Below are 14,661 nucleotides of genomic sequence, written 5' to 3'. Positions count from 1 at the left end.
CATCCCCGGCCCGGTCCCCGGCGGCGGACCCTGCGCGGGCGTCGCCGCGGCCGGTTCCGGCGCGATCGGAGCGACCGCCGGTACTGCCGGGACCGGTGTGTCCGGCATGGACGGCGACGCGGTCGGCCCGGATGACTCCGGCGCCTGCCACGGTGACGCCGGTGCGGGCTGCTGCCATTCCGGCAGCGGCGGCCACGGCGGGGGCGGGCCGCCGTCGCGGTTGCCGGGTGCGGTCCCAGGAGTCGGGAGGTCGGACATGGGCGCAGCCTACCTCCGCTATGCTCGGCGAAAGGTCACGAGTGTCAGCCGCTCTCACATTCGCCTGCGCAAGCAGTCGAAAGTGTCGAAAGATGGAGCAAAGCCCCGGCTTGCTGACCGGCAACCCTCTGTAGTTCGCGGTGGGGTGCCCCGGGTGATGACCGGGCCCAGCCCGTCGTCGTGCTGGGCAAGCGCGGACCACTGTCTCCGTTGGTGGCTCGTCCCGACGATCTCCGCAACGGCGGACCGGCGAGGACATCCCACCAGCGGTCCAGGGGTCCCTGACCCCGGAGGTGCCCCATGACCGCGATCGCCCAACGACCCTGCAGCGCCGTCGAGACGGCCGACATCACGCCCGTACGCGTGACCGACGCCGAGCTGACCGTGCTCGGCGTGCCCGGCCAGATCAACCTCGACTATGCCGCCACCGCGCCCTGTCTGCGGGCCGCGGCCGGCGCGGTCACCGCACTGCTGCCCTGGTACGGCTCAGTGCACCGCGGCGCGGGCGCCCTGTCGCAGCGCTGCACGCTGGAGTACGAGCGCGCCCGGCAGACGGTCGGCGACTTCGTCGGCGCGCGGGCCGAGGATCACGTGGTGTTCACCCGCAACACCACCGACGCGCTGAACCTGCTCGCCCACGTGCTGCCCGCGGGTACCACGGTGATCACCTACGCCGGCGAGCACCACGCCAACCTGCTCCCCTGGCCCAACGCGGTACGCCTGCCGGTGCCCGCCTCGCCCGACGCCGCGGTGCGTTACCTTGCCGCCGCGCTGACCGAGGTGCGCCGCGGCAACGCCGACGGCCGGATCCTGGTCGCCGTCACCGGCGCCAGCAACGTCACCGGCGAGCTGTGGCCGGTCGCGCAGCTGGCCCTGATCGCCCACCGGTTCGGGGCCCGGATCGTGCTCGACGCCGCGCAGCTCGCCCCGCACGTGCCCGTCGACCTGTCCACGCTGGACGTGGACTACGTCGCACTGTCCGGGCACAAGCTCTACGCCCCGTTCGGTGCGGGCGTGCTCGTCGGCCGGGGCGACTGGCTCGACGCCGCCGCGCCGTACCTGGCGGGCGGCGGAGCGACCAGCGGCGTCGGCGACGCGACCCACGACGTGCGGTGGACCACCGGCCCGGCCCGGCACGAGGCCGGCACGCCCAACCTGCTCGGCGCGGTGGCACTGGCGGCGGTGTGCGCGACCCTGGAGGCCGCCGACCGGTACGCGCTGCACGCCGAGGAGCAGCGGCTGCTGGGCAAGCTCCGGGCCGGGCTGGCCGAGCTGCCCGACGTCGCCGAGTTGCGCACCTTCGGCGCGGACGCGGCCCGGATCGGCGTGGTGTCGTTCGCGGTGCGCGGCCGCGACTCCGCCGAGATCGCCCAGCAGCTGGCCCGGGAACACAACATCGGGCTGCGCGACGGCCTGTTCTGCGCCCACCCGCTGGCCCGCCGCCTGCTCGGCGAGGCGTCGGTGCGGGCCGGCTGGGACGGCGTGCCCGCGACGGCCCTGCGGGCCAGCATCGGCATCGGCACCACCGACGCCGACGTGGACACGTTCCTCGCCGCGCTGCGCACCATCGTCTGAGCCGTCGCGCCGCACGAGTCGGGGCGGTTCCGGTGATCGCCGGGTCGGCCCCGGCAAGCACGTCGCGAGCCGGTGGACGAAATCGGCCGGTGACCCGTGTGGGTCACCGGCCGGGTGGCGCTACCTCGACGATCAGGCCTCGGTCTCATCCGCGGCGATCTTGCGGCGGCGGGTCATCAGGAAGAGCACGGCACCCGCGACCACGACCGCGCCGCCGATACCGGCGATCAGACCGACGTTGGTGCCGGTCACCGGCAGGCCGCCGCCGTTGCCGCCGTTGTTGCCGCCGGCCGGCGGGGTACCGATCTTGATGATGACCTTGGCGATGTCGTTCTTGGGATTGCCGTCCTTGCCGACCGTGGTCACCACCTCGGCGAAGCCGTTGTTGCCGATGGTCGCCGAGTCGATGTGCACCAGCAGCTCGCGGGTCAGCGTACGGCCGGGCTGCAGCTCCGGCTCGAACCCGCAGGCCAGCTCGGTCTCGCCGGTGTACTCCCAGACCGGGCCCTCGCCGCCGCGGTCGATGCAGCTGCCGACGCCCGGCTTCACGGCCGGTGCCACGAAGGAGGTGCCGGATGGAACCTTGATGTAGAACATCGGCCTGGTGCTCGCCTTGCCGATGTTGCTGACCGCGACCTTGATCTTGACGGTGTCCCCGACCCGCCCGATGCCCTGGGTCACCGAGATGGCCTGGTCGACCGCGAGCGGCGCGCCCACGTGTGCGGAGAACCGGGCGTCGTTGTCACCCTCGTCGACCTCGCTGGCCTGCTCGGCGTTGGCCACCAGGTCCTTGATGAGCTCTTCGATCAACTCGTCGAGCTGCGCGTCGGTCAGATCCGCGGCGACCTCGAAGCCGTCGGCGGGCTGCTCACCGGCCGGTGCCGTGGCGACCTGCTCAATCGCCTTCGCGCTGACGAGACCACCGCGCAGCGCGATCGGGCCGCCGGCGTACGAGTCGTCGACAGTGACCACCAGCGCCCCCTGCGGCGAGTAGACGCCGCCGGGCGGGATCACCACATCGGGATCGGAGCAGGTGAGGACCTCGGTCTCCTGCTCGCTCACCTCGCAGATGTCGTACACCTCGCCGAACCGCACGTGCGGCGGCAGCGTGATGGTGAAATCGACGCCGTGCACGATGGCGTCGCCTTCGTTGCCGATCGCCCAGGCGAGCGGCGCGCTCTGGCCCGGCTTGATCGGGATGACCTTGCCGGCGGGGGTGTAGCCGTCCACCAGGTCGTTCGCGACGGGCACCAGGTCGACACCGCCGGGAACGAGTTCCACGGTCTTCAAGACCTCGTTGTTCATGCCGTCGACCTCGCCAGGCGTGGTGAGCAGCACTGAGATCCTCCCGGCGGAACCCGTCATCCCGCCGACGTTCTGCAGGTAGATCCAGTCGGTGTACCGCTCGCCGGGGGCGAAGCCCACCAGATCACAGCTCACCACCGCGCCGACGTCACAGAAGGTTTCGTCGTAGATGCTGAGGTCTGCCCTGACGAGGGAGCTGTTCAGCCCACTGAAGTCGTAAGTGATCCGGGCGTCGCCCGACTCGACGGTGCCGACGTTGAACATGTCAACGCGGAACCACTTGCCCTCGGCGTCCGCCGACATCCTGCTGCCGGTGACGGTCACGCCGAGGTCGATCCCGTCGGCCGCGTGCGCCGGTGCCGCCAGGGCGGCGGAGAGCCCGCCGGCGAGCAGCATCGATGCGCCCGCCGCCAGGGCGGTGCGAATCTTCATTTGTTCCCCCGTGGGATGGTGAGGCGTCGATCAATCGGGGCACCGTACCCGTCCACGTCGAAGCTGCTCAACCGTCCTAACGGGTGGTCCTTTGTCGATCCGGCCGACAGCCGGCCCGACACGATTCCCTGTTCTCCCAGGACCTCCCGCAGCGCTGCAGGTGGCAGGCGGCACACCGGCCCGGCCATTGCCGGGACCATGCCGGACAGGCGCAATGATCGGCCGGTGACCCGCAGCGGGTCACCGGCCGATCATTGCCACCCGAGCGATCGGGCAGCGGTGTCCTAGGCGACGACCTTGCGGCGACGCGCCAGCAGGAACAGCACGGCGCCCGCGAGCACGACCGCGCCACCGATGCCGGCGATCAGGCCGACGTTGGCGCCGGTCACCGGCAGGCCACCGCCGGTGCCGCCGTTGTTGCCGCTGTTGTCGACACCGGCTGGCGGAGTGCCGATCTTGATGATGACCTTGGCCGTGTCGTTCTTCGGGTTGATGTCCTTGCCCTCCGACGTGTGCACCTGCGCTCGGCCGTTGGCGCCGATGGGCTCGGCGTCGATGCGCACCAGCACCTCACGCTTCAGCGAACGGCCGGGCTGCAGCTCGGACTCCCATACGCAGGTGATCTCGGTCTCGCCGGTGTAATACGCCGGGATCTGCCCCTTGCCCTCGCAGTAGCTGACGGCTCCCGCCTGGTCCGGCGCGACGAAGGAGGTGCCGGACGGGGCCTGGATGAAGAAGCTCGGCCCGGTGCTCGCCTTGCCGACGTTGCTGACCGTAACGGTGATCTTGACAACGTCACCGACCTTGCCATAACCCGTGGTCACACTGATGGCCTGGTCGACCGCGACCGCGGCGGCCGCGTGCACGGCGAACGACGCGTCATCGTCGGCCGGGTCGACGTCGCCGGCCTCGGCCGCATTCGGCACGACGCCCTCCAGCAGACCCTCGACGAGCTGCTCGAACTGCTGCTCGGTCATCTCGTCCGCGACCTTGAACCCGTCCACCGACTTCAGCTCACCCGCGGCGGGCTCCTCGACGGACGTCTTGATGGCCTTGGCGCTGACCAGGCCGCCGGGCAGGGCCGCCGGTCCGTCGACGAAGCCCGGCAGGACGTAGAGCTTCGTCGGGGACTCGGGCGTGAAAGAGCCACCGGGCGGGATCACCACGTCGGGAGCCGAGCAGGTGATCACGGACAGGGTCTGGTCGACCCCGCACCAGCCGGGGTAGTCGCCGCCGCCGTCGTAAATGACGTGGGGCGGCAGTGTGATGGTGAATTCCAAGCCGTGCACGTACCGGTCGCCGTTGTTGTGGATGCCCCACGCGAGCGGCGCGCTCGCGCCGGGCTTCACCGGGATGACCTTGCCGGCGGCGGTGTAACCGGCGACCACGTCGAACGCGTAGGACATCAGGTCCGCGCCGCTGTCGACGACCTGCACCGGCACGGTGACGGTGTTGTTGGCGGTGTTGACGTCGCCAGCCGCCGTGAACGACACCGAGAACGAGCCTGCGGCACCCGCCGCCTTGCCGACGTTGCGCAGGTAAACCGCATCGGTGTAGGACTCACCGGGCGCGAAGCCGTAAAGGTGGCACTTCGCCACCTTGCCCGTGATGTCGCAGCCGGAGTTCTCCAGGAAGGACAGGTCGGCGGCGACGAGGGAGCTGGTCAGGCCGTTGAAGTCGTAGGTGAGCAGGGCGTCACCGGACGCGGCGGTGCCGACGTTGGACAGGTCGACCCGGAAGCCCTTGCCCTCGGCCTCGACGGCGATCTTGCTGGCCGGGACGCTCACGGCGAGGTCGACCCCGCCGGCGGCGTGGGCAGGCGTGCCCAGCACGGCAGAGAGCCCACCGGCGAGCAGCATCGAGGCACCCGCCGCCAGGGCGGTGCTGATCTTCATCTTGTGTTCCCCCGTGGGATGGCAGTGAAAGCATTGATGATCAAGCGGGGACGCTACCCAGCTTTCTCCGAGCTTCCACCAGCCGAACGGCCGGAATCTGACCGGTCGATGCGGCCGACCGCTCTGCGCACCTGCCGCTCCGCGTCCTCCCGGGACATCCCGGCAGCCCGCAGCAGATCCGTCGCGGAGGACCTGACCTGCGCGAACACCACCTCACCGGAGAACTCCAGCCCGGCCTGGTGGGCCTCACGCGCCTCGCGCACCGCCCGCACCGCGGCGTGCTCGGCCTGCTCCGGCTCGACCGCGTCGGCCAGCTCCCGGCGCAGCGACGATACCGACTGCGCCAGCGCGTGCACAGCCTCGACCAGGGCGGGGGGCACCGTCTCGCCGTCGCGGATCATCGACACGATGCGGCGTACCAGCACCCGGCTGTTGCGCAGCGAGCGCGCCAGATGGTCCGCGGCCTCGATGTACGCCGCCAGCAGTCCGTGCTTGCCCCAGTGCAGCGGGGCGATGGTCGCCAGCTCCTTGCTCGCCTTCAGCGACTCGCCGAACGCCCGCAGGTGCGATTCCGCCTCGCGCATACGGTCCAGCGCTTCCTGCGCCGCCGCCGCGTCGCCCTGCGCCAGCGCCTCGGCCGCCTGGTTGAGGCCGTCGGCGAGCGACTCCATCAGCGGCCCGACCGCCCGCTTCACCTCGGTCAGCGGGTTCAGCGGCAGCAGCAGCGCCATCACCAGCAGCGCGATGCCGCCGCCGATGACCGCGTCGACGAAGCGGCTGAGGTAGTAGTCGCTGGTGATCGGCAGCAGTGTGGCGACCAGGATGCCGGACGAGGCGGCCTGGCTCACCAGCGACGCCGAGCCGCCGATGAAGATGGCCAGGTTGATCGCGAGCAGCACCACCAGCGACACCTGCCAGGCGCCCCGGCCGATCACCAGGATGAGCAGCTCGCCGAGCAGGATGCCGACCGCGTTGCCGGCCACGATCTCGGCCGCCCGCCGCATCCGCTGACCGACGGAGATGGCCAGCGTGACCACGGCCGCGATCGGCGCGAAGAACGGCTGGAAGTGGCCGAGCAGGTCGTGCGCCACATACCAGGCCAGACCCGCCGCGACGGCGGCCTGCACGGAGAGGATGACGCTGCCGCGCACCCGCCGCACCCGGTCGCGCAGCGTCACCTGCGTGCGTCGGCCCAGCTCGGCGGCGTCCATGACCCTTACTGTGGCGCACCTGGCACCGCGAGCCGGACGGATGCGCCAAGATTTGGCCATGCCCACCGAATCGACCCTGCTCACCGCCGACCGGTTCGCCGCCACCGCCCGGGCCGCCGGGGCCGGCGCCCCCGACCACGTGCTCGCCGAGGTCGGCACCGAGCTGATCAACCGCTGGTCGGAGCCGCAGCGGTACTACCACACCGTCGAGCATCTGGCCGCCTGCCTGGACCTGGTCGGTGACGAGCCGGTGGTCGCGCTCGCGGTGTGGGGCCACGACGCGGTCTACGACCCGACCGCCGCCGACAACGAGGAGCGCAGCGCCGTGCTCACCGGCGAGCTGCTGGCCGAATGCCAGGTCCCGGCCGCGGTGGTCGAGGAGGTCACCCGACTGGTACGCCTCACCGCCGGCCACGCCGTCGCCGCCGACGACCGCAACGGCGCCCTACTGGCCGACGCCGATCTCGCCATCCTCGCCGCCCCGTGGCCCGACTACGTGCGCTACGTGGCCGCCGTCCGCGCCGAGTACGCCCACGTCCCCGACGACCTCTGGCGCATCGGCCGCAGCACCGTCCTGCAATCCCTCCTGGCCCTCCCCACCCTCTACCACCACACCCCCGCCCTGGAGTCCCCCGCCCGCACCAACCTCCACCGCGAACTCGACTCCCTCACCCACACCCCACCACCGGGTTGATCATGAACTTGTGGCACGGGTGGGCGGCGTGTCACCGGAACAACTTCATGATCAACGCACCAGGGGCGGGGGTGGGGGGCGGGCCAGGTGTTTGGGGATGCGGAGGTTGGCGGCGCGGAGCATGCGGGCGATGTCGCGGGAGGTGGCGTAGTGGGCGCCGAGCCAGAGGGCGACGGGGACGCGTTCGGCGGGGATGTCGTAGTGATCGCGGTCGAAGCCGCGGCGGGGCGCGCCCAGCAGCTCGGCGAACACGTGCAGCTCTGCCAGGGACACGTCGCTGACCAGATGCGCCCACAGGCGGCCGTGGGCGGGCCAGACCGGGCTGTCGACATGGATCACGGGTCCACGCTAGCGTGCGAAGGTGACCTTCCTCGACGAGCTGACGGCCGCGCTCGGCCCCGACCGTGTGATCACCGATCACGACCTGCTGATCTCGTACCGGCGTGACGAGGCGGATCTCTGCGACGCGGGCATGCCGCTGGCCGTCGTACGCCCGGAGGAGACCGCGCACGTCGCCGCCGCGGTGGCGATCGCCGCGCGGCACGGGGTGCCGGTGGTGCCGCAGGGCGCGCGGACCGGGCTCGCGGGCGGCGCGAACGCGGTCGACGGCTGCCTGGTCGTGTCGATGCTGGCGATGAACCGCATCGTCGACCTCGACACCGCCAACCGGATCGCCACCGTCCAACCGGGAGTGGTCAACGCGGTGCTGGCCCGCGCCGCCCTCGCGGAAGGGCTGCGCTACCCGCCCGACCCGGGCTCGTGGGAGTCGAGCACGATCGGCGGCAACGTCGCCACGAACGCGGGCGGCATGTGCTGCGTGAAGTACGGCGTCACCACCGAGTACGTGCTCGGCCTGGAGGTGGTGCTCGCCGACGGGCGGGTGCTGCGCACCGGTCGCCGCACCCCGAAGGGTGTCGCCGGATACGACATGACCAGGCTTTTCGTCGGCTCGGAGGGCACTCTCGGCATCATCACGGAGATCACCGTGGCGCTGCGGCCGGCGGCCGATGAGTCGCTGACCATGGTCGCGGTCTTCCCGACCACGGCTGCGGCCGGCGACGCGGTCAACCGGATCTTCGCGGCGGGCATGTCCCCCAGCCTGCTGGAACTGCTGGACCGGGTGCACCTGGAGGCGCTGGAGGCATACCGGCCGATGGGTCTGGACACCTCCGCCGCCGCGCTGCTGCTGGCCGCGGTGGACACCGGGTCGCGGGCCGCCGCGGACCTGGAGGCGATCGCCGAGCTGGCCCGGCAGGCGGGCGCGGGCGAGGTCTGGCAGGCCACCGACGCGACCGAGGCCGCCGAGCTGCTGCAGGCCCGGCGGCTCGCCCACCCGGCGATGGAGCACCTGGCCCTGTCGCTGTACGAACACGGCGGGCTGATCATCGACGACATCGCGGTGCCGCGTACCCGGCTGGCGGAGCTGCTCGACGACATCGTGGAGATCGCCGCCAAGTACGACGTGCCGGTCGGCGTCGTCGGCCACGCGGGCGACGGCAACCTGCACCCGAACATCGTGGTCGACCGCGCCGACCCGGCCAGCGTCGCCGCGGGCCAGCGCGTCTTCGACGAGATCATGGAACGCGGCCTGGCCCTGGGCGGCACCTGCACCGGCGAGCACGGCGTCGGCCTGCTCAAGCGCGACTGGCTGGCCACCGAGCTGGGCGAGGTAGGCGTCGACGTCCAACGCGCCATCAAATCCGCCCTCGACCCGGCCAACCTCCTGAACCCGGGCAAGGTCCTGCGCTGACGGCGGCCAAGCCCATTTGGCGATCAGCGTTTCGTGTCAGGATCTGCGTTTCGGCCGCAGATCCTGACACGGAACGCTGATCAAGACCTGCGCCCAGCGCCGCGCCCACCTCCGCCGGCCGCCGCGCCGCAGGTCACGACTCCGAGGCGTTAGGAAGGTGCCCTTCCTCTACGTATAGCAATGGGAAGGTGCCCTTCCTTTGCTTTAGACGGCGGTGAGGCGGGCGGCGTCGGCTGCGGCGTCGTCGGGCATGCGCTGGGACTCGCGCTCGGCGTCGACGCGGGCGAGGTAGGCGGTGATCTCGGATTCGGTGGTGGCGGCGGACCAGCCGAGGACGGGGGCCATGAGTTCGGCGGTGCGGCGGGCGGTCTGGACGCCCCGGTGGGCGGTCTCGATGGAGATCCGGGTACGCCGGGCCAGCACGTCCACCACGTGCAGCGCGCCCTCGTGGCGGGCCGCGTAGACGACCTCGGCGGACAGGTGCTCCGGCGCGCCCGGCAGCGGGTCGGCCAGTGCGCGGTCCTCGTCGATCAGGGCGAGCAGTTCGGTGGTGAGCGTGCCGTAGCGCTCCAGCAGGTGTTCCACCGCGCCGACGCTCAGCTCGTGCCGACGGGCCAGGTCGGCGCGGTCGCGCCACATCGCCTCGTAGCCGTCCGCGCCGAGCAGCGGCAGCTCCGCCGTGCCGCTGTGCCGCACGTCGCCGAGCCGCCGCACCGCCTTGTCGATCACGTCCTGGGCCATCACCCGGTACGTGGTGAACTTGCCGCCCGCGACCAGCAGCAGCCCCAGCAGCGGCTCGACCACGGCGTGCTCCCGTGACAGCGCCGACGTCGAGTCCGACTCCCCCCGCAGTAGCGGGCGCAGGCCCGCGTACACGCCCTCGATGTCCTCGCGGCGCAGCGGCCGGTCGAGCACCTCGTTGACGTGCGACAGCAGATAGTCGATGTCCTTCGCCGAGGCCGCCGGGTGGGCGCGGTCGAGCTCCCAGTCCGTGTCGGTGGTGCCGATGATCCAGTGCCCGCCCCACGGGATGACGAACAGCACGCTGGACCTGGTACGCAGGATCAGGCCGACCTCGCCGGTGATCGCCGAACGGGGCACCACGAGGTGCACGCCCTTGGAGGCGCGCACCCGGAAGCCGACCCGAGCGTCGGGCAGCCAGGAGGACACGTCGTCGCTCCACACGCCCGTCGCGGCGACGACGGTCTTCGCGCGTACGTCGAACTCCTCGACGCCGTCGCTGACGCGTACGCCCGTCACCTGGCGCGCCTGCCGCAGCAGGCCGACCGCCCTGACCCCGGTCACCACTGCCGCGCCGAGGCTGGCCGCGGTGCGGGCCACCGTCACCACGAACCGGGCGTCGTCGACCTGCCCGTCGTAGTAGCGGATCGCGCCGGCCAGGCCCTGCTCGCGCAGCGACGGGAACAGCCGGCGTGCGCCGTGCTGGGTCAGGTGCTTGTGCAGCGGCATGCCGCGCCCGCCGCCGACCAGGCCCGCGAAGGCGTCGTAGAGCGCCACCCCGGCCCCGTAGTAGAGGCGGTGCCAGGCACGCTTGGCCACCCCGGCGACGCCGGGCGTCTCGGCGGGCAGCGGCACCAGGAACGGCACCGGCCGTACCAGGTGCGGGGCCAGCCGCGTGGCGAGCAGGCCGCGCTCCCGCAGTGCCTCATGCACCAGCGGGAACTCCAGCTGCTCCAGGTAGCGCAGGCCGCCGTGGATCAGCTTGGACGAGCGGGAGGACGTGCCCGCGGCGAGGTCGCTCGCCTCGATCAGGGCCACGCGCAGGCCGCGGGACGCGGCGTCCAGCGCCGCGCCGACGCCGGTCACCCCGCCCCCGACGACCAGGACATCGAACTCTTCGTCGCGGAGCCTGCGCAGGTCAGCGGCGCGGCGCTCCGGGGATAGAGCACCCGCGGCGAAGCGGGACACGCTGCGGTCACGCATCCCACCAAGGTACCGTGCGGCTGTGCTCCCAGACGGTGACCGGCAAGGTGTTCCGCCTCATGTTCCGACCGTGCCCCCATCCGCGGCCGCGGATGCGCCGCCACGGCCCCCGGTCGGCGCGATCGTCGCCGCCGTCGTAGTCGGAGTGTGGGCGGTCGCCGTCGCCGTGCTCTCCCAGTACGGCATCGTGCTCGCCGCCCAGGTGCTCGCCCAGCTCGGCATGCAGCTGCCCGGCTTCCTCTGGCCGCTGGCCGGGATCATGGTGGGGCTGCTGGTCGGCGTGCCTGCGCTGATCCTGGCCCTACTGCCCAAACACGAGCCGGTACGCGCGACCGGCCGCGCCTTCTTCCTGGGCGCGCTGGTGCTCGGCGGGGGCAGCGCGCTGCGCCTGATCCCGGCCACGGCCAACGAGCTCTACCTGCTGTCGTACGCGGTGCTGGCCGGCGCCGCCGCCTTCCTCCTATACCGCCGCGCCACCGCCCGCCCGGCGCCCGCCGCGACGCCACCGGCCGACGGCTCCGCGGACGCACCCGCGGCCGACGGCGCCGCTGTAGCACCCGCGGCCGACCGGCCCGAGGCCGAGCCGGTCGCGGTCACGGCCACCGGCAGCCCGGCGCCTTCCTCCGGCGACCCCGCGGCGCTCGCCTGGGCCGTGCTCGCCGGAGTGCTGGTGCTGGTGCCGTACCTGTGGGCGGGGGCGCTGGGCGGGTTCAGCGAGTCCATCGCCGCCGCCCTGGCCGCGCTCGGCGCGGGCGCGCTGGCCATGGTGATCCTGGGGCCGGGGCTGTGGCGGCACTTCACCCACCGCGGGCGGCCGACCCTGGTGCTGGCCGGCGGCCTGGTGGCCGGGGTGGTGCTGGCGCTGATCGCGGGCGGCACCGGCGCGGCCGGGACGCAGGTGCTGACCCTGCTGGTGCTGCCGCCGCTCGGCTTCGCCGTCGCCGCACTCGCTCCCGGCTCGCCCCGCGGCTGGACCACGCTGACCCTGGTGGCGCTGGCCGCGTTCGGGCCGCTGGGCTTCGTCGACCCGGACGAGCTGAACCTCGCGTTGATCGGCCGCGACGTGCCGTACTACGCCCTGCTCGCAGCCCTGATCGCCTGGCTGGTGGCGCTGGCGCTCGGCGTCGCCTACGGCATCGGCCTGCTGCGCACCGTGCACGAGCCGGTCGTCGCGCCGGAAAGGGAGCAGCTCGGCCCGCCGAGCCAGTGGCCCGGCGCGCGGCCCGCCGGGACCGCGTGGCCCGGTGCGCAGGCGCAGTGGCCGGGCGCGCCCGCGCCGATCGTGCGCGAGCGGCGGCATGTCGTGCCACGCACCGGCGGGCGGACGCTGGCGGCCGGGCTGGCCGCCGCGGTCGCCGTCGGCGCGGGCGTCTACTACCTGGCCGCGGGCCAGCCGGGCTTCTTCGGCGACCAGCTGTTCGTGGTGCTCAAGGAGCAGGCGCCGCTGACCGGGCTGCCCACCACGACCGGGCTCGGCGCGGGCCGTGACCAGCGGGTCGACGCCGTCTACCGGCGGCTCGTCGAGCACGCCGACCGCACGCAGGCCGCGCTGCGCACCGAGCTGGACCGCTGGAACCTGGACTACCAGCCGTTCTATCTGGTGAACGCGATCCTGGTGGACGGCGGCCCGGAGGCGCGGGTGTGGCTGGAGTCCCGCTCCGACGTGGACCGGGTGCTGACCGATCAGCGACTGCGGCCCTTGCCCGCCGAGATCCCGATCGGGCGCGGCCCGGTGCAGCAGCCGCCGACCACCCCGCAGTGGAACCTGAAGATGGTCGGCGCCCCGGACCTGTGGCAGCGCGGCGTGACGGGCAAGGGCATCGTGGTCGGCTCCTCGGACTCCGGGGTGGACGGCTCGCATCCCGCGCTGGCGGCCAACTTCCGCGGCGGCGACGACTCCTGGCTGGACCCCTGGTCGGACAGCCGCACCCCGATCGACCACAACGGCCACGGCACGCACACGACGGCCACCGCGGTGGGCCGCGAGCGGGTCGGCGTCGCGCCGGACGCCCAGTGGATCGGCTGCGTCAACCTGGAACGCAACATGAGCAGCCCGTCGCTCTACCTGGACTGCATGCAGTTCATGCTCGCGCCGTACCCGCACGGCGGCAACCCGTTCACCGACGGCCGCCCGGCCCGTGCCCCGCACGTGCTCAACAACTCGTGGGGCTGCCCGCCGCTGGAGGGCTGCGACTCCACCGTGCTGCAGCCCGCCACGTCCGCGCTGGCCGCGGCCGGGATCGCCTTCGTCGCGGCGGCCGGCAACACGGGGCCGGACTGCGGCACGCTGGACACCCCGCCCGCCACCGACCCGGCCTCGATCACCATCGCCGCGGTGGACCGGACCCGCCGGATCACGTCGTTCTCCAGCCGGGGGCCGGCCGGCCCGAAACCCGATCTGGCCGGGCCGGGTGAGGCGGTGCTGTCGGCGATGCCCGGCGGCACGTACGCCGAGCTCAGCGGCACCTCGATGGCGACGCCGCACGTGGCCGGCGTGATCGCGCTGCTGTGGTCGGCCCATCCGGAGCTGGTCGGCGACCTGGCCCGCACCCAGCAGCTGCTGCGGGACACGGCGCAGCCCGCGATGCTCGCCACCGCGGCCCCGCCCTGCGCCACCGAGGCAGCCCAGGCGGGGTCCGGCATCGTCAACGCGGCGGAGGCGGTCGTGGCCTCCGCCAGGTAGGCTTCCCCACCATGATCACCCCTTACGAGCCGCAGCACCGGGCCGCCGTGGTCGATCTCCTCGACCGGTCCCTGCTGGCCGAGGACGCCGCCGAGGCGGCCGACATCGTGGCGCTGCTGCACGGCTCGGCGGGCTACGTCGCGGTCGACGGCGATGCGCCCGACGGCGACGTGATCGGGGTCGCGCTGGCCTCGGCCGGCCGCAAGGACCCGACCGTCGGGCATCTGGACCTGCTGGTCGTCGATCCCGCCTTCCGCCGTCAGGGTCTGGCCCGTGAGCTGGTCGGAGCCGTCGAAGAGCAGCTGCGGGCGCGCGGGCTGACCGCGGTGCGGGTCGCCGGCAACCCGCCCACGCACGCGTGGCCCGGCGTGGACGTGCGGTACACACCCGCCGTGTGCGCGCTGACCGCGCTCGGCTACGCCCATGACCGTACGGCCTGGAACATGACCGCGGACCTGGCCGAGGGATCGCCCGCGCTGCGCGAGACCCGGACCGCGCAGGAGCGGCTGGCCGCCGCGCACGTGGTCGTCCGCGCGGCGACACCCGACGACCTGCCGGAGCTGCGCCCGCTGATCGCCGCCGAGTGGGGCCCGGCCTGGGTGGCCGAGGTCGAGCGGGCCGTCGGCGGAAGCGGGGGCTGCCACGTCGCCATCCGCGACGGGCAGCCGATCGCGTTCGCCGCGTGGGGCGGCTGCCGCCCGAGCTGGTTCGGCCCGATGGGCACCCTGCCCGCCGCGGCGGGCCTGGGCATCGGCGGGGTCCTGCTGCGACGGTGCCTGCGCGACCAGGCCGACCGCGGCATCGCCCAGGCGCAGATCGGCTGGGTGGGGCCGGTCTCGTTCTACTCCGGATCGGCCGGTGCGATCATCGATCGGGTCTTCTTCCTCTTCCATAAACTGCTATAACTCGGGCTT

At 72.9% G+C, this 14,661-nt stretch carries 10 protein-coding genes and 1 riboswitch; of the genes, 5 read left to right on the top strand and 5 right to left on the bottom strand.

The genetic code is table 11. The annotated features are described in order from the left end of the window. Positions 1 to 341 precede the first annotated feature (341 nt). Positions 342 to 458, top strand: a riboswitch (SAM riboswitch). Positions 459 to 558: 100 nt separating this feature from the next. After that, positions 559 to 1,833: an aminotransferase class V-fold PLP-dependent enzyme gene (locus tag FLL47_RS39455; protein ID WP_144127797.1), complete on the top strand. Its 1,275-nt coding sequence runs from the start codon at positions 559 to 561 to the stop codon at positions 1,831 to 1,833. Positions 1,834 to 1,965: 132 nt separating this feature from the next. On the opposite strand, the gene FLL47_RS39450 is transcribed toward FLL47_RS39455, so the two are convergent. The 3 genes from FLL47_RS39450 to FLL47_RS39440 form a co-directional block, all read right to left on the bottom strand. Continuing rightward, positions 1,966 to 3,570: a hypothetical protein gene (locus FLL47_RS39450; RefSeq protein ID WP_144127796.1), complete on the bottom strand. Its 1,605-nt coding sequence runs from the start codon at positions 3,568 to 3,570 to the stop codon at positions 1,966 to 1,968. A gap of 284 nt (positions 3,571 to 3,854) precedes the next feature. Then, the gene (locus FLL47_RS44550; protein WP_246159282.1) at positions 3,855 to 5,465 is read right to left on the bottom strand and encodes an LPXTG cell wall anchor domain-containing protein; all 1,611 of its coding nucleotides are present in this window, start codon (positions 5,463 to 5,465) and stop codon (positions 3,855 to 3,857) included. A 53-nt stretch (positions 5,466 to 5,518) separates the two neighbouring features. After that, a complete protein-coding gene (locus tag FLL47_RS39440) occupies positions 5,519 to 6,676 on the bottom strand; it encodes an FUSC family protein (protein WP_144127795.1) in 1,158 nt (385 codons plus the stop codon). Positions 6,677 to 6,734: 58 nt separating this feature from the next. Here FLL47_RS39440 and FLL47_RS39435 point away from each other — a divergent pair, with 58 nt between their 5' ends. Continuing rightward, a complete protein-coding gene (locus FLL47_RS39435; RefSeq protein WP_144127794.1) occupies positions 6,735 to 7,370 on the top strand; it encodes an HD domain-containing protein in 636 nt (211 codons plus the stop codon). A gap of 51 nt (positions 7,371 to 7,421) precedes the next feature. Here FLL47_RS39435 and FLL47_RS39430 read toward each other — a convergent pair whose 3' ends face one another. Continuing rightward, the gene (locus FLL47_RS39430; RefSeq protein ID WP_144127793.1) at positions 7,422 to 7,709 is read right to left on the bottom strand and encodes a DUF4031 domain-containing protein; all 288 of its coding nucleotides are present in this window, start codon (positions 7,707 to 7,709) and stop codon (positions 7,422 to 7,424) included. 22 nt (positions 7,710 to 7,731) lie between these two features. Here FLL47_RS39430 and FLL47_RS39425 point away from each other — a divergent pair, with 22 nt between their 5' ends. Then, positions 7,732 to 9,120 (top strand): FAD-binding oxidoreductase, encoded by a 1,389-nt coding sequence (locus tag FLL47_RS39425; RefSeq protein WP_144127792.1) that lies wholly within the window; start codon positions 7,732 to 7,734, stop codon positions 9,118 to 9,120. A 204-nt stretch (positions 9,121 to 9,324) separates the two neighbouring features. Here the strand turns inward: FLL47_RS39425 and FLL47_RS39420 are convergent, their stop codons facing one another. Next, positions 9,325 to 11,064, bottom strand: coding sequence for a glycerol-3-phosphate dehydrogenase/oxidase (locus FLL47_RS39420; RefSeq protein WP_144127791.1), 1,740 nt, complete (start codon positions 11,062 to 11,064; stop codon positions 9,325 to 9,327). 70 nt (positions 11,065 to 11,134) lie between these two features. Between FLL47_RS39420 and FLL47_RS39415 the strand changes: the two genes are divergently transcribed. After that, entirely contained in the window at positions 11,135 to 13,747 is a 2,613-nt protein-coding gene (locus FLL47_RS39415; RefSeq protein WP_246159281.1) for a S8 family serine peptidase, read from the top strand. A gap of 11 nt (positions 13,748 to 13,758) precedes the next feature. Next, positions 13,759 to 14,652 carry a GNAT family N-acetyltransferase gene (locus FLL47_RS39410; protein WP_144127790.1) on the top strand — a complete coding sequence of 298 codons (894 nt, stop codon included), beginning with the start codon at positions 13,759 to 13,761 and terminating at the stop codon, positions 14,650 to 14,652. Positions 14,653 to 14,661: the final 9 nt, after the last annotated feature.

It is taken from the genome of Catellatospora sichuanensis (assembly GCF_007483665.1).
Taxonomy (GTDB): domain Bacteria; phylum Actinomycetota; class Actinomycetes; order Mycobacteriales; family Micromonosporaceae; genus Catellatospora; species Catellatospora sichuanensis.
The sequence above is the reverse complement of the archived record's forward strand: the minus strand, read 5'-3'. Positions and strand labels throughout refer to the sequence as shown.